General features: G+C 73.6%; 14 protein-coding genes. 8 read left to right on the forward strand and 6 right to left on the reverse strand.

From position 1 onward, the window contains the following. Positions 1-320 precede the first annotated feature (320 nt). The 4 genes from ACIQNG_RS36305 to ACIQNG_RS36320 all read left to right on the forward strand — a co-directional run bounded on the left by ACIQNG_RS36305 (position 321) and on the right by ACIQNG_RS36320 (position 7192). Positions 321-1193 (forward strand): hypothetical protein, encoded by an 873-nt coding sequence (locus ACIQNG_RS36305; RefSeq protein ID WP_401491145.1) that lies wholly within the window; start codon positions 321-323, stop codon positions 1191-1193. Beyond that, a complete protein-coding gene (locus ACIQNG_RS36310; RefSeq protein WP_401491148.1) occupies positions 1193-3331 on the forward strand; it encodes a bifunctional serine/threonine-protein kinase/ABC transporter substrate-binding protein in 2139 nt (712 codons plus the stop codon). The genes ACIQNG_RS36305 and ACIQNG_RS36310 overlap by 1 nt, the downstream gene beginning before the upstream one ends. Positions 3332-3342: 11 nt before the next feature. Further along, positions 3343-5580, forward strand: coding sequence for a bifunctional serine/threonine-protein kinase/ABC transporter substrate-binding protein (locus ACIQNG_RS36315; protein WP_401491151.1), 2238 nt, complete (start codon positions 3343-3345; stop codon positions 5578-5580). A 70-nt stretch (positions 5581-5650) separates the two neighbouring features. Continuing rightward, on the forward strand, positions 5651-7192 hold the full coding sequence (locus tag ACIQNG_RS36320) for an alpha/beta hydrolase (RefSeq protein WP_401491153.1): 1542 nt from the start codon (positions 5651-5653) through the stop codon (positions 7190-7192). A 152-nt stretch (positions 7193-7344) separates the two neighbouring features. On the opposite strand, the gene ACIQNG_RS36325 is transcribed toward ACIQNG_RS36320, so the two are convergent. From ACIQNG_RS36325 to ACIQNG_RS36340, 4 genes are all read right to left on the reverse strand, one after another. Continuing rightward, positions 7345-9729, reverse strand: coding sequence for an ATP-binding cassette domain-containing protein (locus ACIQNG_RS36325; protein ID WP_401491156.1), 2385 nt, complete (start codon positions 9727-9729; stop codon positions 7345-7347). 367 nt (positions 9730-10096) lie between these two features. Next, positions 10097-10504: a VOC family protein gene (locus tag ACIQNG_RS36330; protein WP_401440499.1), complete on the reverse strand. Its 408-nt coding sequence runs from the start codon at positions 10502-10504 to the stop codon at positions 10097-10099. Between the two features lie 10 nt (positions 10505-10514). Then, positions 10515-10958 (reverse strand): helix-turn-helix transcriptional regulator, encoded by a 444-nt coding sequence (locus ACIQNG_RS36335; RefSeq protein ID WP_401440532.1) that lies wholly within the window; start codon positions 10956-10958, stop codon positions 10515-10517. A 513-nt stretch (positions 10959-11471) separates the two neighbouring features. Beyond that, positions 11472-11675: a hypothetical protein gene (locus tag ACIQNG_RS36340; protein ID WP_401491157.1), complete on the reverse strand. Its 204-nt coding sequence runs from the start codon at positions 11673-11675 to the stop codon at positions 11472-11474. 178 nt (positions 11676-11853) lie between these two features. Here ACIQNG_RS36340 and ACIQNG_RS36345 point away from each other — a divergent pair, with 178 nt between their 5' ends. The 3 genes from ACIQNG_RS36345 to ACIQNG_RS36355 all read left to right on the forward strand — a co-directional run bounded on the left by ACIQNG_RS36345 (position 11854) and on the right by ACIQNG_RS36355 (position 15992). After that, complete coding sequence (locus ACIQNG_RS36345) at positions 11854-13263, forward strand: hypothetical protein (protein ID WP_401491160.1); 1410 nt, start codon at positions 11854-11856, stop codon at positions 13261-13263. A 147-nt stretch (positions 13264-13410) separates the two neighbouring features. Continuing rightward, entirely contained in the window at positions 13411-14658 is a 1248-nt protein-coding gene (locus tag ACIQNG_RS36350; protein ID WP_401491161.1) for an AAA family ATPase, read from the forward strand. A gap of 122 nt (positions 14659-14780) precedes the next feature. Continuing rightward, positions 14781-15992 (forward strand): VWA-like domain-containing protein, encoded by a 1212-nt coding sequence (locus ACIQNG_RS36355; RefSeq protein ID WP_401491164.1) that lies wholly within the window; start codon positions 14781-14783, stop codon positions 15990-15992. Between the two features lie 49 nt (positions 15993-16041). On the opposite strand, the gene ACIQNG_RS36360 is transcribed toward ACIQNG_RS36355, so the two are convergent. Next, entirely contained in the window at positions 16042-17349 is a 1308-nt protein-coding gene (locus ACIQNG_RS36360) for a HEAT repeat domain-containing protein (protein WP_401491166.1), read from the reverse strand. Positions 17350-17466: 117 nt separating this feature from the next. Beyond that, positions 17467-18012, reverse strand: coding sequence for a DUF2269 domain-containing protein (locus tag ACIQNG_RS36365; RefSeq protein ID WP_401491168.1), 546 nt, complete (start codon positions 18010-18012; stop codon positions 17467-17469). 207 nt (positions 18013-18219) lie between these two features. On the opposite strand from ACIQNG_RS36365, the gene ACIQNG_RS36370 reads away from it, so the two are divergent. Next, positions 18220-18558 carry a BlaI/MecI/CopY family transcriptional regulator gene (locus ACIQNG_RS36370; RefSeq protein WP_401491169.1) on the forward strand — a complete coding sequence of 113 codons (339 nt, stop codon included), beginning with the start codon at positions 18220-18222 and terminating at the stop codon, positions 18556-18558. Positions 18559-18586 lie beyond the last annotated feature (28 nt).

An 18586-nucleotide genomic window follows, 5' to 3' on the forward strand; every position in this document is an offset into this window, starting at 1 on the left:
GAGACTAAGGACTTTTCCCCGCACGGTCCATACTTCGTCCACGGAGAGTCCAAAGTTTCTGGCCGGTGGGCGGAAGCGGCACACCCCCGGAATCAAAATGGAACAAGAACAGTCAACTCTGCCCACGTGAACTCATATTGGGGCGCTCACGGATACGATCCCGTCGGCGTCGGCCGCCTCTGTTCTCCGGTGGGAATCCCGGGACCCTGCGGCGTCCGGCGCGCACCGCTACGGAGCGGACGCCCGCTCAGGGGGAGCGGCGCACGGGGGCACGGGGTGTGCACCGGACGGGGACGATGCAGAGGACGGGGACGGGGATCGTGGTGCGTGGGAGAGACCGGCGCGGGTGGGGAGCCCTCGCCGTGTGCGGGGTGCTGCTGACCGGCTGCACCGACGGCGGGGACAGTGACGGTGACGGCACGGGCGGGGCCGAGGGGGCCCGGCCGAACGCGACCGGGGTGACGGTCGCCGAGCCGGGCAAGGCGAAGGAGTCGTCCGAGCCGCTCGACGAGATGGACCCCGAGCGGCAGCCGGAGACGGCGGAGCAGGCGCGGGCGCTGATCGGAAAGGTGATCGCGGGACCCGATCTGTTCACCCCCGAGGTGCGGCGGGCCACCCCGTACGAGAGCGATCCGAGCCGCTGGGCGGTGCTCGGGGAGAACTGCACCTGGCGGCGTGAGCCGCTGCCGCGGGATGTACTGGGCACCCTCACCCGGTACTTCGAGGTGCCCGCGCGCGGCGGCCGGGGCGAGGTGCGGCTCACGGCCACCGTCACCGTGCACCACACCGTCACAGCGGCGGCCTGGGAGCAGGCCGGGATGCTGGAGGAGGCCGTGGGCTGCGGCGAGCAGACCCTCACGGCCGGTGCGCGGCTGACCGGTCTGACCTCGCTCGCGACAAAGTGGGGCGAGGGCAACAACGGGTTCAGCGACGACTCGTTGATGGAGACCGGGAAGTGCGTCAGCGAGGAGCACGGCGGACCGTACCCCTACTGGTGGTCGCAGGCGACCTACGGACCGGTGGTGGCCTCGACGTCGGTGTGCGGGGGCGAGGGGTACGACCTCAAGGCGTTGCAGGAGATCGTGCAGGAGGCACTGCCCCGGATGCTGCTGCGGGTCCAGGACGAGGTGGGCCGCCCCGCCGAGGGCAAGGCCGGCAGCGCGTCGCCGTCCGTCTCGAAGGAGGGTGAGTGATGGAGCCGCTGCTCCCCTCCGACCCGTCATGGCTCGGCGCCTACCGGCTGCTCGGCCGGCTGGGCGCGGGCGGTATGGGCGTGGTCTACGTCGCGCGCGCCGTGAACGGCGATCTGGCCGCGGTGAAGGTGATCCAGCCCGAGTACGCCGAGGAGCACGAGTTCCGGGCCCGGTTCCGGCGCGAGGTCGCCACCGCGCGGCAGGTGCGCAGCCCCTGGGTGGTGCCGGTGCTCGGGGCGGACACCGAGACCGCGTCGCCCTGGCTGGCCACGGCGTTCGTGCCCGGTCCCGCGCTGGCCGAGGCGGTCCTGGCGTGCGGGCCGCTGCCCTCGCGGGCGGTGCGTGTGCTCGGGAAGGTGCTGGCGCGGGCGCTGGCCGCGGTGCACGCGGCGGGGCTGGTCCACCGGGACGTCAAACCGGGCAATGTGCTGCTGGCGATGGACGGGCCCCGGCTCATCGACTTCGGTATCGCCCGGTCCACCGCCGCCGAGGCCACGGAGCTGACCTCGGCCGGGATGATGGTGGGCACCCCCGGCTTCCTCTCCCCCGAGCAGGCCCGGGCACATGAGGTGGGCGCGCCCAGCGATGTGTTCTCGCTGGCGTGTGTGCTGGCGTACGCGGCCACCGGCCGTCCGCCGTTCGGCACCGGCGCGGTGGACGCGCTGCTGTACCGCACCGTCCATGACGCCCCCGAGCTGACGGGCGTTCAGGACGAGGCTCTGCGGGAGTTGCTCGGGCGCTGTCTCGCCAAGGACCCGGCCGGGCGGCCGACCGCGGTCGAGGTGGACCGGGCGCTGGTGGAGGACGCCCCGGAGGGGTCCGTCGACTGGCTGCCGGACCCGATGGTGCTTCTGATCGCCCAGCGGTCGGAGGCGATGCTGGCGCTGCCGGGCATCGAGCCCACCCTGGTCCCCGGGCAGCCCGCGCCGCCGCAGCCGCGGCCGGGACGCCGTCGGTTCCTCACCCTGGCCGCGGGCGGCGCGGCCCTGCTCGCGGCGGGTGGCGGCACGGCGCTGTGGGCGGCGCTGCGGGACGACGGCGAGCAGTCGCCGCAGGCCACCGGGGAGCGCCGGGTCATCGGTCTGCACGCGGATCTCAGCGGCCCGCAGAAGGCGCTGGGCCGCGCCCAGGAGCGGGCCGCCCGGCTGGCCGTCGCGCAGTTCAACGCCGCGAGGACCAAGCCGTTCACGCTGGTGCTGGATGTGATGGACGACCGGGGTGAGCCCGCGCGCGCCGAGTCCGCCGCCCGTCGGCTGAGCGGCATGGACGAGGTGCTGGCCGTCGTCGGACCGACCGGGTTCGTCTCCGCCGAGGCGTCCGTGGCGGTGTACGAGGGCGCCAGGATGCCGGTGGTGACGGTGTCCGAGCTGTCGCTGGCGGCCACCCAGAGTGTGCTGCTCAGCCTGCCCAAGTCGTACTTCAGGGGGGCCGCGATGGCGCCCTACACCGCGTTCGGGACGGCCGTCGCGCTGGCCGGTCAGGAGATCGGCCGCGCGGGGCTGCTGATCGACCGGGCCGGAGGCATCAGCGGCTACGAGATGACGTCGATGGTCAAGGGGTCGGCCGCCAACCAGTCGCTGGAGCTGTACACGAGGGTGGTCCCGGAGACCGAGGACCCCTCGGCGGTGATCGACGACATGCTCGACCACGACATCGAGGGCCTCTACTACACCGGCACCCCCGAGCGGGCCGCCCGTGTGGCCCGGACCGTGGCCGGGCGCGGCTTCCGGGGGCCTCTGTTCCTCGACCCCGGCTCGGCCCGGCAGGAGTTCATCACGGCGGCGGGCGAGGCGGCCGAGGACTGGTACTGCCTCTCCTCCCACATCGACCCGCAGGACGCGCGCGTCAAGGCGTTCACCACCGCCTACACCGAGCGCTACGACGAGGCGCCGGGCACGACCGGCCCCGAGGCGTACGACGTGGTCCGGCTGCTCGCCAACCGGCTGGCCGCGCTCGGCGACGGCGGCCGTGAGGAGTTGACCGCCTCGCTCGCCACGTCCCGCTACCAGGGGCTGACGGCGCGGTACGTGTTCGACGACAACCACTTCCTCGATGTCTCACAGGTCCACCGCTACCGGGTCGTGGGCGATCGGTTCGACTACCTGGGTCCGCTGGACCTGTTCGCCGACGGCTCGTAGGGGAACGGACGATGCGCGCACTGCGACCCGAGGACCCCGAGAGCCTCGGCGGGCACCGGTTGCTCGCCCGGCTGGGGTCGGGGGGTATGGGCACGGTCTATCTGGCCCGTGCCGGTGACGGGGCGCCGGTCGCCCTGAAGGTGATCCGGGCCGAGTACGCGGCCGACCCGGCCTTCCGGGCCCGGTTCCGGCGGGAGGTGCGGCTCGCGGGCGGCCTGACCGGGCACTGGGTGGTGCCGGTGACGGCGGCGGACACGGAGGCCGCGGCGCCCTGGCTGGCGACGGCGTTCGTGGCGGGCCCCTCGCTCGCCGAGGCGGTGGCCGCGCTCGGGGCGCTGCCGGGCCGTACGGTCGCCGTGCTCGGTGCCCGGCTGGCGCGGGCGCTGGCCGAGGTGCACGCGGCGGGCCTGGTGCACCGGGACGTCAAACCCGGCAACATCCTGCTCGCCCTGGACGGCCCGCGGCTGATCGACTTCGGGATCGCGCAGGGCGCGGGCGTGACGGCGCTGACCGCGCCGGACGTGGTGATCGGCACGCCCGGCTATCTCGCGCCCGAGCAGGCGAGGGCCTCGGCGGGCGAGGTGGCGGCGCCCAGCGATGTCTTCGCCCTCGGCTGTGTGCTGGCGTACGCGGCGACCGGGCGGCGTCCGTTCGGCTCCGGGGATCCCAGCACGGTGCTCTACCGCACGGTGCACGAGGAGCCCGATCTCGACGGGCTCGGCGCGCTGGTGGCGCCGGAGTTGGCCGCGGCGATCGCCGGGTGCCTGGCGAAGGAACCGGCCCGGCGGCCCCTCGCGACCGGGCTGCGGGCGGTGTGCGAGGCGGCCTCGGCGGGCGGTGGGGAGGGCTGGTTGCCGCCCGAGGTGGTGCGGCTGGTCGCCGACCGTTCCGCGCGGGCGCTGGATCCGCCGCCGCGTCCGCAGGCCGCCGCCCCGGCCATGGCCGCCGGGGACGTCCGGGACCGGCCGCCCACCCGGCGCCGGGCGCTTGTCATCGGCGGCTCGGCACTCGCGGCGGTGGCCGCCTCCGGTGCCGCGGGAGCGGGGTTGCTGTGGCGGCGCGATCCGGGTGGGCGCGGCGCCGCTCCCCCGGTGCCGACCCGCACGATCGCTCTCCAGGCCGCTCTCTCGGGCGCCCACAAGGACCTCGGTACGGCGCAGGAGCGGGGGGTGCGGCTCGCGATCGCCGCGCACAACGCCCGCGCGGGCATCGCCTTCCGTCTCGCGCTCACCGTCCAGGACGACCGGGGTGAGGCGGGGCGGGCGGCGTCGACGGCGCGCGCGCTGCTCGCCGACCCGGACGTGTGCGCGGTGATCGGCCCCGGCACCGTCGCCGCCGCACGGGCCGCGGGCCCGCTGTACGGGGCGGCGTCCATGCCGTTCCTGCTGGTCTCGGCCGACCCCGACGAGGCGGGTCTGTCGCCCGCGAAGGTGACGACCCGCAGCCTCGTCGTCACCCGGGCCCCGTCGACCTACCGCGTCCTGCCGGTGACCAGCTATCTGACCCGGGTGCGCGACATCCGCCGTACGGCGGTGATCGTGGACGGGGCGGCAGACACGCTGGCCCAGAACGTGCGCCGCAACCTTGAGGACTCGCCGCCCAACGAGGACCTCGGCGGCACGGTCACGGTCCATCCGGTGGCCGCCGGACAGGACGACTTGGGGCCGGTCGTCGCACAGGCCCTCGCCGACGCCCCGCAAGCGGTCGTCTTCGCGGGATCCTCGCCGGCCCGTACGGCGGCCTGTGCCCGCGCGCTGGCCGACGCGGGCTTCGCCGGGGCGCGCACGGGCTTCGAGCCGGCGATGCGCAAGGAGTTCCTGGACGCGGCGGGCAGCGCCGCCGAGGGCTGGGTGTTCGAGGCGCCCTACACCGAGGTGCAGTCCTCGGACAGCGGGGCGGCGCGGGCGTTCACCGCCGCGTACCGCGCCCGGTACCGCACCGTGCCCGGGCGCTGGGCCGCCGAGGCGTACGACGCCACGGGGTTGCTGGCCCGTACGCTCGACGGGTTCGGGTCCCGGGCGACGGTACGGCCCGGGGAGGTCGCCGAGCGGATCTTCACGACGCGGTACGAGGGGATGGTCAAGCCGCTCACGTTCACGAAGGACGACATGCATCTGCTCCAGTTGGAGCGGTCGGCCTTCCTGTACCGGGCGAGGGGCGGGCGGTTCCGGTTCATGGGCCGGTTCGACCAGGTCACGCAGGACGACGACCAGCCGCGTGCCACACCTTCCCGGCCCGTCACACGGTAGGGCTGGCCCCACCGGAACCGGGGGGATGCCCACACAGCGGGGAAGGGTGATGACGGCTTAGGTTCGGTGTATGCGGACGACTACCCGAATGCACCTGGCCGTCGCGGGCGCAGCAGCCCTGGTCTGCGGCGCGGCGGCCCTTCCGGCCTCTGCGGCGCAACCGACGGAACCGCCGGCTCCGGCCGGGCTGGAGCGGTTCACCTCCCAGCAGCTCGACTGGCGCGGCTGCGCCCTCGGCCCCGACGACACCACCGGACAGGAACTCGACGCGGCGGGCGCCCGGTGCGCCGATCTGACGGTGCCGCTCGACTACGCGGATCCCGAAGGGCGGACCCTCACCGTCGCCCTCTCCCGGCTCCCGGCCTCCGACGAGGAGGGACGGGTGGGCCCGCTGCTGCTGAACAACGGCGGTCCCGGCGGTCCGAGTCTGGAGATGCCGCTCACCGTCGGCAAGGCGATGGGCGAGGTGGCCTCGGCCTACGACCTGATCGGCATGGATCCCCGGTTCGTGGGCCGTTCGACGCCGCTGGACTGCGGCTGGGACGTCGGTTCGGGGGTCTTCTCGGCGGGCCCGGACCGGGCCTCGTTCCAGGGTGCCGTGGCGCTCCAGCGTGACCTGGCGCAGCGGTGCGAGCGCACGAACGGCGAGCTGCTGCCGTACGTCACGACCCGCAACACGGCCCGCGACATGGACCTGGTGCGGACGGTGCTGGGTGCGGAGCGGATCTCCTACCTCGGCTACTCGTACGGGAGTTATCTCGGCCAGGTGTACACGCAGATGTTCCCCGGCCGTATCGAGCGGATGGTGCTCGACGGGGTGCTCGACCCCGCCCGGTACACCCAGACGCTCCTCGCGGACTCCGGGCCGGCCAATGAGCGGGCCCTGCGTGCCTGGGCGTCCTGGGCGGCGGCGCGGGACGACACGTACGGTCTCGGCGACTCGCGTGAGAAGGTGCTGGCCACCGTCGAGCGTATTCTGCGGGAGGCGGACGAGGAGCCGTTGCGGATCGGGGACTTCCGGCTCGACGCCCGCTACGCGCCGGTCGTGTTCTTCATGGGGCTGGGCAGCGATCTCGACGAGAACCGCGACGCGCTGGCGGGCTTCGTACGCACGATGGCCCGGGCCGCCGACCGCGAACCCGATGTGCGCCCTGACGCGCTGCTGACCGAGGTGCTGACGTTCCTCACGACGAAGGACGGTTCCGAGCAGGGCAGTGTGCAGATGGCCATCCTGTGCGGGGACATCGCCGAGCGGCGCGGGGTCGCGAGCTACTGGAAGGCGATCCAGAAGAGCCGTGCCACGACGCCGTTCGCGGGTCCGCTGGTGAACAACGTCTCCGCCTGCGAGTTCTGGGACTCCCCCGTGGAGGCGCCGACCGTGGTCGACAACGACGTACCGGCGCTGCTGGTGAACGCCACGGGCGACACCCGCACCGCCTACAGCGGGGCGCGGCAGGTGCGGGAGCAGTGGTCGTCCTCCCGCCTGGTCACCGTGAAGGCAGGGCAGCACGGCGTGTTCGGCGAGTACGGCAACGCCTGCGCCGACGGACAGGTCAACGCCTATCTCGCGACGGGTGAGCTGCCGGGGCGGGATGTGACCTGCCGTAGCTGATCGGGCGGGTCTGATGTCCGACCGGGTGGTGCCGGTGTGGCGGGTGCCGCCGTGGCCGCGTGCGGGGCCACCCGTGTCGCCCCCCCGACCGGCGGGGCGGGGGCGGGCCGGGAACGGTGGGTTCCCGGCCCGTCCGCGACCAGCGGGCCCGCTCAGTCCCCGATGTACCGGGCGAGGTGCTCGCCGGTGAGGGTGGAGCGGGCGGCGACCAGTTCGGCCGGGGTGCCCTCGAAGACGATCTTTCCGCCGTCGTGGCCGGCACCGGGGCCGAGGTCGATGATCCAGTCCGCGTGGGCCATGACGGCCTGGTGGTGCTCGATGACGATGACCGACTTGCCGGAGTCGACCAGTCGGTCGAGGAGACCGAGGAGATGGTCGACATCGGCGAGGTGGAGGCCGGTGGTCGGCTCGTCCAGGACGTAGACCCCACCCTGGTCGGCCATGTGCACGGCCAGCTTGAGCCGCTGGCGTTCACCGCCGGAGAGGGTGGTGAGGGGCTGGCCGAGGGTGAGGTAGCCGAGGCCGACGTCGGCGAGCCGCGCGAGGATCTTGTGGGCGGCGGGGGTGCGGGCCTCGCCCTCCGCGAAGAACCGCTCCGCCTCGGTCACCGACATGCCGAGCACCTCGCTGATGTCCCGGCCGCCGAGCCGGTACTCCAGGACCGCCGCCTGGAACCGCTTGCCCTCGCAGTCCTCGCAGGTGGTGGCGACGCTCTGCATGATCGCCAGGTCGGTGTAGATGACCCCGGCGCCGTTGCAGGTGGGGCAGGCGCCCTCGGAGTTGGCGCTGAAGAGCGCCGGCTTGACGCCGTTGGCCTTCGCGAACGCCTTGCGGATCGGCTCCAGCAGCCCGGTGTAGGTGGCCGGGTTGCTGCGCCGCGAGCCGCGGATCGGGCTCTGGTCGACGGAGACCACGCCTTCGGCGGTGGGGATCGAGCCGTGCACCAGCGAACTCTTGCCGGAGCCCGCGACGCCGGTGACGACGCACAGCACCCCGAGCGGGACGTCGACGTCGACGTCCTGGAGGTTGTTGGCGGTCGCGCCGCGGATCTCCAGGGTGCCCTTGGGGGTGCGGACGGTGTCCTTCAGCGTGGCCCGGTCGTCGAGGTGGCGGCCGGTGACGGTGCCACTGGCGCGCAGTCCCTCGATCGTGCCCTCGAAGCAGACGGTGCCGCCGCCGCTACCGGCACCGGGGCCGAGGTCCACGACATGGTCGGCGATGGCGATGGCCTCGGGCTTGTGCTCCACGACCAGCACGGTGTTGCCCTTGTCCCGCAGCCTCAGCAGCAGGTCGTTCATCCGCTGGATGTCGTGCGGGTGCAGTCCGATGGTGGGCTCGTCGAAGACATAGGTGACATCGGTGAGCGAGGAGCCGAGGTGGCGGATCATCTTGACGCGCTGCGCCTCACCGCCCGACAGGGTGCCGGAGGCGCGGTCCAGGGAGAGATAGCCGAGCCCGATCTCCTCGAAGGAGTCGAGGGTGTGCTGGAGCTTGGCGAGCAGCGGGGCGACCGACGGCTCGTCCAGGGTGCGGATCCAGCGGGCGAGGTCGCGGATCTCCATCGCGCACGCCTCACCGATGTTGAGTCCGTCGATCCTGGAGGAGCGGGCCGCCTCGGCGAGCCGGGTGCCGCCGCACGCGGGGCAGTCGGTGAAGGTGACCGCGCGCTCCACGAAGGCCCTGATGTGCGGCTGCATGGCCTCCTTGTCCTTGGACAGGAAGGACTTCTGGATCTTGGGGATGACCCCTTCGTAGGTGAGGTTGACCCCATTGACCTTCACCTTGGTGGGCTCGCGGTAGAGGAAGTCCTTCAGTTCCTGCTCGCTGAAGTCACGGATGGGCTTGTCCGGGTCGAGGAAACCGGACTCGGCGTAGACGCCGACGGTCCAGACGTTGTCGGACTTCCAGCCGGGAATGGTGAAGGCACCCTCGGCCAGGGACTTGGAGTCGTCGTAGAGCTGGGTGAGGTCGATGTCGGAGACCTTGCCGCGGCCCTCGCAGTTCGGGCACATGCCGCCGGTGCGGGAGAAGGTGGCCTTCTCGGCCTTCTGGTTGCCGCGCTCGACGGTGATCGCGCCGCTGGCCTTGACCGAGGGCACATTGAAGGCGAAGGCGCCGGGCCCGCCGATGTGCGGCTCGCCGAGCCGGCTGAAGAGGATGCGGAGCATCGCGTTGGCGTCGGTGGCCGTGCCGACCGTGGAGCGCGGGTCGCCGCCCATGCGCTGCTGGTCGACGGTGATGGCCGTGGTCAGCCCGTCCAGGACGTCGACCTCGGGCCGGGCCAGGTTGGGCATGAAGCCCTGGACGAACGCGCTGTACGTCTCGTTGATCAGCCGCTGCGACTCCGCCGCGATCGTGTCGAACACCAGCGAGCTCTTGCCCGAGCCGGAGACCCCGGTGAACACCGTGAGACGGCGCTTCGGGATCTCGATGGTGACGTCTTTCAGGTTGTTCTCGCGGGCGCCGTGCACCCGGATCATGTCGTGGCTGTCGGCGGCATGGGGCTCGGGCGAGTGGGTGTCCGTCGTCTTGGCCATTTCTCCGTGTCTTTCTCTGCGCCGCGAACCGCCCGCGCGCCGATGTGCCGCGGGGCGCCCTCGCGGTCGTGGTCCATGTCGTGCCGGGCGGTCCGCGTGTTCTTCGCCTTCACGCGGGGGCCGCCGCACGCTCCCCGTTCTGTCGTCCGCTGCCGGAACGCCGCCGCCGTCCCCCGCCGGCGTCGCCCGTGTGCACCCGACCGAGCCGACCGAGAGGTTCGGTGGGCCGGGTCGATCGGTAGGACAGGGTATACGCCGACGGCAGGATCACGGGACCTTTCTTCGCTCATGCATTCGATTGGAGGGGAGCCCTGCGGTGGCCCTCCGCGCGCCCCGCCCCCGGGTCAGACGGTCTCGGCCCGCGCGGTCAGCGCTTCTCCTGGATCCGGATCAGATTGCCCGCGGGGTCGCGGAAGGCGCAGTCCCGCACACCGTAGGGCTGGTCGGTGGGCTCCTGGACGACCTCGGCGTCGGCCTGGAGCCGCTCGAAGGTGCCGTCCACGTCCTTGCTGGCGAGGACGAGACTGGCGTAGGTGCCCTTGGCCATCATCTCGGAGATGGTGCGGCGCTCGTCCTCGGTGACGCCGGGGTCGGCGGCCGGCGGGTACAGCACGATGGAGGTGGCGGGCTGGTCGGCGGGGCCGACCGTGATCCAGCGCATGCCCTCGTACCCGACGTCGTTGCGGACCTCGAAGCCGAGGGTGTCCCGGTAGAAGACCAGGGCGGCCTCCGGGTCGTCGTGGGGAAGGAAGCTGGCGTGAATGGTGATGTCCATGGCCTTCACGCTAACCGCGGCCCGACAGGGACGCTTCTCGATTCCTGACGGGCCGGGTGACCTGCTTGGCGACACACGAAGGGATCCCCGCGACAGCCTTCTCCCCCTCCCGCCGGTAGACGCTCGGGGGCACCCCGACCAGCTCGGTGAAACGGGTGCTGAAGGTGCCGAGCGAGGAGCAGCCGACCGCGAAGCAGACCTCGGTGACACTGAGGTCGCCCCGGCGCAGCAGCGACATCGCGCGCTCGATGCGCCGGGTCATGAGGTAGCTGTACGGCGACTCCCCGTACGCGCGCCGGAACGCGCGGCTGAGGTGCCCGGCCGACATGTGCGCGCCGCGCGCGAGGGCCTCGACGTCGAGCGGCTGGGCGTACTCCCGGTCGATCCGGTCCTTCACGCGCCGCAGCCGCGCGAGATCGCGCAGGTACTGGTCCGAGGTGGGGCGGCTGGTCATGGTCGCGATGGTACGTCGCCCCACTGACAGCCGCCCTGACCTGCGGGTCCCGGCGGTCCGGCCGCCGGTCGCGGCTGCTCGGCATCGAGTGGTACGTCCGCCACCCCCTGCCGCCGGCCGCCGACGGTCCTCCGGTGACGCCGCCGCGACGACCCCCCGGCACGGCGCCCCGTGCCACCTCGCTCCGGTGGGCGAGGATCGCCGCGATCGTCTGGTCCAGCCACGGGGTGACATCGACGGCGGCGCCGATCTGCGCGTCGGGGACGCTGTGTCTCAGGTCGTCCCCGCCGATGATGTCCCGCAGTCCGTCCGCCGCCGAGTGCGGGTGGGTGGCGCGGTGGACGGCACGCGGCTGCCAGGCGGGGCCGGCGTCGGGACAGCGCAGGTCGAGACCGGCCGCGTGGGCGGCCAGCACGGTCAGCCGGTGGGTGTGCACATAGTCGGGGTGACGGGTGATCCCGCCGCAGGCGTCGTGGGTGACGACGATGTCCGGGCGGACCGCGCGGATATGTGTCACGAGCCGCCGTACGGACTCGTCCAGGGGTGCGTCGACCAGTCGGGCCGCGCCGGATGCCGGGGCGGGAAATGGGCGTCGGCGTAGCCGAGCAGCCGGGGTGCGCCCGCGCCCAGATGCCGTAGCGCTCGGGCGAGTTCGACGGCACGCCGGGTGCCGGGCGCCCACGTCGTGGTGACGACGGCGGTGCGGGCGCCGGCCACCGCGTGCCGGGCGAGGACCCCGCGCGCGAACAGTGACTCGTCTCCCCTTCCGACGGCCGGGGATGCGCCCGGAGTCGAAATACCCTCGCGGCACGGCGAGTCCGGTGGTTATGCTCCTCGCGATGACTACTCCTTCCGGTGACAGATCGGGGGTCCCGTCCGCGCAAGGTGAGTGCTGATGCTCACTTCGCTCGCGAACGGGGATTCCCGTACCTCCTTCTGGCCGCGCGTGCGCGAGTTCGCCGTGCCGCCTTCGATGATCGAGACAGCGACCGCCCGGCGTCTCGCCGGGGACTGGGCGGGCGCGTGTGCCGCCGCGCGGGTCGAGGTCGATCTCGACCTACGGGCCGCGGCCCGTGTCCATGGCCGTGAACTGGCCTCCCGACTCCGCACGGATCTACGTCACTTGGCGCCCGATCTGCTGCGCTGGCACCTGCCGAGGGTCGCACCCGACGGGCTGCTCAGGACGGGCCTGACGATCGCTCTCGCACGCTACGACGCCCCCGCGCGGGACGGTACGTCCCCGGTGTGGCTGGTGGCACGGACCGTGCCCGCGTGGGCCGACGCCGGGCAGCGGTTCGCCCTCGGCCTCTGGAACGGCGATCTGCGGACCGCCCACGGGCATCCGCACCCGCGTCCGAACCCGCGCTTCCGGCTCGATCTGCACCGGCATCTGTGGGATGCGCGCAGGACGGCCGAGCTGCGGTTCCGGTCGGGCGCCGGATCCCCGCCCGACCATGACCGGTACACCGACCTTCTCGACCCGCTCGACCTTCTCGGCCCGCTCGACCTGGCCGACCTGGCCGACCTGGCCGCCGACGGCCGTCGTTGTGCCGTCGGACGCTGGCCGGCCGAGGCGCAGCGGGTGCTCAGGGACGCGGGGCGGACCGAAGGGGCCGTCCTGGTGCGGGTGGACAGCCGCCGCCGGTTCGTGCTGGAGGCGGGCGGGACGGTCCTGCGCCGTGCCGAGGGCGCGCGGACGGCCACCGCGCTGCCGGTGCTGCCGGACGCGGCGACCTGGGTGCCGCCCGACGTGGAGCTGCTCCGCGCCGGCGCGATCGACGCCGGGCGGCTGCATCCGCTGGTCGCCGAGGCGCTCGTACCCGGGCGCGAGCCGGCTCCCACGGCGCGGCGGGCGGCCGGTCCGCGTGAGGTGGAATGCCGGGGCGAGACCCATCGGATCGGGCTCGTGGACGGGGTCCTCGTCCCGCTGGACCACCCTCCCGACGAGATCCGGCGCGAGACGCTGCTGGCCACGCTGACCGGTACTCCGCTGGGCTGCCTCCAGGCCGTCGACCAGGCCCATCGGCGTCCCGACTTGCTCCCCGACATCGAGGAACGCCTGCGGCACGGGGACACCACGGGTGCGCTGGCGATCGTGGAGAGCCTGCTCGGCCCGGACGCGTCGCTGCGGGACGGCGCGCTGCGGGACGCCCTGGAGACGGCGGCGCGGCGACGCATCTTGTACGGGCTGTTCCGGGCGGGCCTGAGCCAACCCGGAGCGCGCCGCACGCCCCCGCTCTCCCGCCCGCGCCGCGGCGTCACTCCCCCTCGCAGTCCGCACCCACGTCACGCGCAGCACGGCTGAAGCGGCGCCGGACCCCGCACCGGCGGCCGGGCCCGCGCCGGCTCCCCCACCCGCACGCCCCACCCCCTCGATGAGGCCGGTGCGGCGAATCCACACCCCTCGCCGGGCGCCCTCCAGCACCCCGGCACGACCCCATGGTGATGCCTCATGACCACACCCACCCTGTACGCCACCGACCCCGCCCCGGCCGACCCGCTCAAGGTCGCCGGTGAGTTGCTGTCCCTGCTGGGGGACACGGCGACCGAGCCACGCGCCGACCTCCAACTGGAGGCGCTCACCCTGGCGGTGGCGGCCGACCTCCCCGTACTGCTGTGGGGTGAGCCCGGTATCGGCAAGACCGCGGCGCTCACCCAGCTCGCCGACTCCCTCGACCTCCCGTTGACCACGGTCATCGCCAGCGTGCACGAACCGTCCGACTTCTCCGGGCTGCCGGTCGTCGGGGACGACCCCGCCGGGCAGGGCGTGCCGATGGCCCCGCCGGACTGGGCGGTGCGGCTGGTGCGGGCCGGCCGGGGGCTGCTGTTTCTCGACGAGCTGTCCACCGCTCCCCCGGCCGTGCAGGCGGCCCTGCTCCGGCTGGTGCTGGAGCGACGGATCGGGGCACTGCGGCTGCCTCCCGGTGTCCGGATCGTGGCCGCCGCCAACCCGCGTGCCTCGGCGGCCGACGGCTGGGAGCTGAGTCCGCCGCTGGCCAACCGGTTCGTGCACCTTCAGTGGACGCACGACCCCGAGGTCGTCGTGCGGGGACTGGGCGGTACCTGGCCCCGTGCCGACCTGCCCCGACTGGACCCCGGACGGCTGCCGGACGCCGTCGACTTCGCCCGGCGGGCGGTGTGCGGGCTACTTACGGCCCGGCCGGAGCTGACCCACCGGCTGCCCGGCACCGAGACCCGGCGGGGCGGGGCCTGGCCCTCCCCGCGCAGCTGGGACATGACCCTGCGCCTGATCGCCTTCGTGACGGCGGCGGGTTCCTCGCGCGATGTGCTCTCCCTGCTGGTCAGGGGCACGGTCGGGGACGGACCCGGCCTGGAACTGCTCGCGAGCGTCGACCGCATGGACCTGCCGGACCCGGAAGACCTCCTCGCCGACCCCTGCGCCGCCGAGCTGCCCCGACGCGGGGACCTGCGGCAGGCGGCGCTCGACGCGGTCGTCCAGGCGGTACGGCGGCGGCCCGACAAGGCCCGCTGGGACGCGGCCTGGGCGCTGCTCGTACGGGCTCTGGACACCGGTGCCCCGGACCTGGTCGTCGTACCGGCGACCACCCTCGCGTCGCTGCGGCAGCAGGACTGGGACGTGCCGGAGCAGATCGAGCGGCTCGCCGGGGTGGCCGTCCTGTCGCGGCGCGCCGACGAGATGACGGCACGGGTCAAGGCCCGCAGTGGGGCGCCCCGATGACCGTGGAGAGGCGAACGCACACCGGACCCCGGCCCCAGAGCCGGCCCCAACCCCAGAGCCGGACCGCACCCGCGCCGCTCCCGGCCCCGCCCCCGCCGTCCCCTCCCTCCGGCGAGCTGGACATGGACAAGCTCTGCACCGCGCGCCTGCACGCCGCCCAGGTGCGGCCGTATCTGGCGACCGCGCTGTTCGCCCTGTACGTGGTGGAGGACCGGAGTGTCCCGACCATGGCGGTGGACCGGTACTGGCGGTGCTATGTGTCCCCGGCGTTCGTGGACCGGACGCCGGTGGAGGAGCTGGCCGGGGTCTGGGTGCACGAGGTGTCCCATCTGCTGCGGGACCATCACGACCGGGGCGACCGGGGCGCACGGCACCGCGGGCTGACCGGCCCGGGCGAACGGCTGCGCATCAATATCGCCGCGGACCTGGAGATCAACGACGATGTGTACGGCGACGGCCTCACCAGGCCCAGGGGGGCGGTCGTACCGTCGACGCTGGGGCTCGACCCGGGCCAGTTGATGGAGGACTACCTCCGGCAGTTCCGGCTCGGGCCGCGGACGCAGGAACTGGTGTGGCTGGACTGCGGCAGCGGGGCGGACGGGCTGGAGCGGGAGTGGGACCGCGGGCCCGACGGCGGGCACGGGCTCAGCGCGCGGGAGCGGGACGCGGTGCGGTTCCGGGTGGCGCAGGGCATCAAGGGGCGGCCGGGCAGCGCCCCGGCGGGGTGGCGACGGTGGGCCGAGGAGGCGTTCCAGCCGCCGCAACCGTGGCGTGAGCTGCTGGGCGCGGCGATCCGCTCGGCGGTCTCGGCCGGCGGGGCCGGGGAGGACTACACCTACGGCCGTCCCGCGCGGCGCGCGGCCGGGGTGCCCGGTGTGGTGCTGCCGAGCCTGCGCCGGATGCCGCCCCGGGTGTCGGTGGTCATCGACACCTCCGGGTCGGTCAGTGACGCGGAACTCGGCAGTGCGCTGCGTGAGGTCGCCGCGATCGCCCGCGCGGTGGGCGGGCGGCGCGATCTGGTGAGCGTGGTGCCGTGCGACGCCTCGTCGGGGTCGGTGCAGCCGCTGTGCCGGGCGGAGGGCATCGCGCTGGTCGGCGGCGGAGGCACGGATCTGCGGGCCGGGTTCAGCCGGGCGCTGCGGGCGCGGCCCGGACCGGACGTGATCGTGGTGCTGACCGACGGTCAGACCCCGTGGCCCGGTCACCGTCCGCCGTGCCGGACGGTGGTGGGGCTGTTCCCGCGGCTCGACGCGGCCTCGACGGTGCGGGAGTCCGAACCCGACTATGTGCCCGACACCCCGCCCGCGTGGGCTCGGGTGGTGGACATCGGCTGACGGCACCGGCCTCCCCCGTCGGAGCGGCGTCGCTCGCAGCCACGGTGGCTCAGATCGCGTAGGCCCCCGTGGACGGTCGGCCGTGGGCGCGGGCGTAGGGGGTGAGGGCCACGAGGCCGGATCCGTGGACCGTGGTGTGCGGCCCCAGGTCGAAGGGGCTCACGCCGAGGCGTGCGGCCAGGTGCGGGGCGAGATAGGGGGCGAGGTCCAGCCACTCCTCGTCGTTCTCGCCGTCCTCGGTGTCGCCGACCGGGGTGATGCCTTCCTCGACGCAGGCGGCGCGCTCCTCGGGCAGCGGTTCCCCCAGCCGCAGGGCCGCGTCGTCGTCCTTCCAGGAGGCGCAGAAACGGCGTACGACGGAGCCGTTCTCCGCGATCAGCCAGGCGGAGCCGCCGCCCTGTTCACCGAAGTAGTACGCCTGGGCCCGGCCGTGACGGCGGCTCAGCTCGGTGACGGCGTGCAGCACCTCCTCCGCCCGCTCCGGGTCGGCCGGATCGCACCACGGGCCGAGCACCAGCGTCCAGCCGTCCACTTCCGGAGTGACGTAGACCCGACCGAACTCGGCACCGTCATGGCTGTCGTGGGCGCCGATGCTCTGCCCCAGCGCGAACGTGGCCGGCCGTGCGTCGAAGAGGCCGAGCACCTCGCCGACGCTCCGTTGGTCGCCGGTGGGCACGGCGATCCAGGAGGTGAAGCAGGTGTCGAGGGGCACGGCCTCGTCGTGGAGCAGTGTGACGCGGATGAGGCGTTCCACCGCGGCGCGGTCCTTCGGTGACAGGGCCTCCTCGCCACCGACCGCGGCCAGGGCGCCCAGGGCGCGGGCCCGCAGCTTTCCGGGTCCGTCCGCGCGTACACGGCGCAGCGGCTCCTCGACGCCCGGCCCGAGCATGGTCAGCACCCATTCCGCGCGTTGGGCGGTTCCCGGGTCGGGATCGGCGAGCAGCGGGATCAGTGCCTCGATCAGCCGTGCGTAGTCCACGCCGGGACGGGGTGCGCGGCCGTAGGCGACCGAGCAGGCGAACTGGATGCCGACCGCGGCGGCGTTGCGGACCTCCGCGGACGGATGGCTCAGGGCCTCCCGGTAGCGCTCGACGCTTCCGAACGACGTGAAGGTTCCGCTGAGTCGGCGGCGTGCCTCCTCGTCCTCGGCCCCGGCCAGCGCGCTCAGCACCTCGTCGTAGGCGTCCGGTCCGATGCCGGTGGCCAGCAGGTTCTGGATGTCGCGGTAAGGAACGGCCGAGGTCTCGTCCAACAGTTCCTCGATCAGCGGTCGCACCGCCGCCCGGCCGCTCGCCACCAGGTGGGCCCGGGCCGCCTCCCGCCGGTCCCGGTACGCCAGATCCTTGATCACGTCCACCGTTGTCGTCCCCTCGTCGTCCGCTCGCCGCGACGGCCCGCCGCCCCGCCCGTCGGCCGTGATCGCGGTCGACGGTGCTCAGGCCCCGACGAGCCCGTCGCCAGGCAGGTTACTCAGCTAATCGGCCCGCACGGACCCGGTCGCCGGTCGCGGGGTGGGCCGGCCGCGCCCTGCGGATCGCGGCCGTCGGCCGCGGCGGGTCGGTCCCCAGGGCTTGAGGATCGAGAGCGCGGTCATGAAGAGGTAGGCGGACAGTGAGACGATCGGCCCGAACAGCACCTCTCCCGCGTCGGGCAGTGTCCCGCCCGCCGCCACCGCGGTGACGGCGTCGTCCACCCCCGGGCGCAGGGCGAACACGGTGGCGGTGAGGGTGGCGAGGGTCAGCCAGAACTTGGTGAGCACCCAACGGTGTCTGGCCAGTCCCCAGGCCGTGCCCAGGGACAGCAGCAGTCCGCTGAGCAGGGTGAGGAACCCGACGGGGAGCAGGAGCAGGTCGGCGAAGAGCTTCATGGCCCGCACGGACGCCTCCACCGTCACCGCGGATCCGTCGGTGGCCGCGGTGACGCCGAGCGCGAGCAGCCCGAGCGTCAGCCCGAGCCAGGTCGCGGAGGAGACGACATGGACGACGAGAGAGGCCCGGCGTGCGGGGCGGCTGAGTTTCACGTGCCCCACCGTGCCCGCCCACCGGGGTGCGGGTCGTCCGACGGCGGGAGTATCCGCCCGTACTGGCCTCGGCGTACGGGCGGGCCGGGTGATCACACCGGCACAAGCCGGTGTCTACCATGACGTTCGGGTTGTCGCGGACGGCCGCGAACGGTCGAGAGGGCGTACGGGTGCGGAGTTTCGGTGAGCTGGAGCAGGCGATCATGGATGTCGTCTGGGCCGACCGTGCTCCCCGGACCGTCCGGGAGGTGCTGGAGCGGCTCAACGACGGCCGGGCGCAGCCGCTGGCGTACAACACCCGTGCAGACGGTGATGGAGATCCTGCACCGCAAGGAGTGGCTGGCCCGCGCCAAGTCCGGGCGGGCCTTCAACTACCGGGCGACGAAGAGCCGCGAGGAGTACGGCGCCTCGCTCATCGACCAGGTGTGGGCGACCGGCGCGGACCGTACGGCGACCTTGGTGCGGCTCTTCGACGAGCTGGAGCCGGGGGAACGCGCCGAGTTGCGGGCGGCGCTGGCCGAGCGGGCGGGCGGTGAACGCGCATGAGGATCGCCGTCCTCCTGCTGGGGTACGC

This window comes from Streptomyces sp. NPDC091377, assembly GCF_044757045.1.
In the GTDB taxonomy this organism is placed as follows: Bacteria; Actinomycetota; Actinomycetes; order Streptomycetales; family Streptomycetaceae; genus Streptomyces.

Excerpts from the sequence above, each read along its gene's own strand:
- ACIQNG_RS36335 (WP_401440532.1), bottom strand. The coding sequence starts at position 10,958 with ATGACCAGCCGCCCCACCTCGGACCAGTACCTGCGCGATCTCGCGCGG.
- ACIQNG_RS36310 (WP_401491148.1), top strand. The coding sequence starts at position 1,193 with ATGGAGCCGCTGCTCCCCTCCGACCCGTCATGGCTCGGCGCCTACCGG.
- ACIQNG_RS36330 (WP_401440499.1), bottom strand. The coding sequence starts at position 10,504 with ATGGACATCACCATTCACGCCAGCTTCCTTCCCCACGACGACCCGGAG.
- ACIQNG_RS36345 (WP_401491160.1), top strand. The coding sequence starts at position 11,854 with ATGCTCACTTCGCTCGCGAACGGGGATTCCCGTACCTCCTTCTGGCCG.
- ACIQNG_RS36350 (WP_401491161.1), top strand. The coding sequence starts at position 13,411 with ATGACCACACCCACCCTGTACGCCACCGACCCCGCCCCGGCCGACCCG.
- ACIQNG_RS36355 (WP_401491164.1), top strand. The coding sequence starts at position 14,781 with ATGGACAAGCTCTGCACCGCGCGCCTGCACGCCGCCCAGGTGCGGCCG.
- ACIQNG_RS36325 (WP_401491156.1), bottom strand. The coding sequence starts at position 9,729 with ATGGCCAAGACGACGGACACCCACTCGCCCGAGCCCCATGCCGCCGAC.
- ACIQNG_RS36320 (WP_401491153.1), top strand. The coding sequence starts at position 5,651 with ATGCGGACGACTACCCGAATGCACCTGGCCGTCGCGGGCGCAGCAGCC.
- ACIQNG_RS36315 (WP_401491151.1), top strand. The coding sequence starts at position 3,343 with ATGCGCGCACTGCGACCCGAGGACCCCGAGAGCCTCGGCGGGCACCGG.
- ACIQNG_RS36370 (WP_401491169.1), top strand. The coding sequence starts at position 18,220 with ATGTCGTCTGGGCCGACCGTGCTCCCCGGACCGTCCGGGAGGTGCTGG.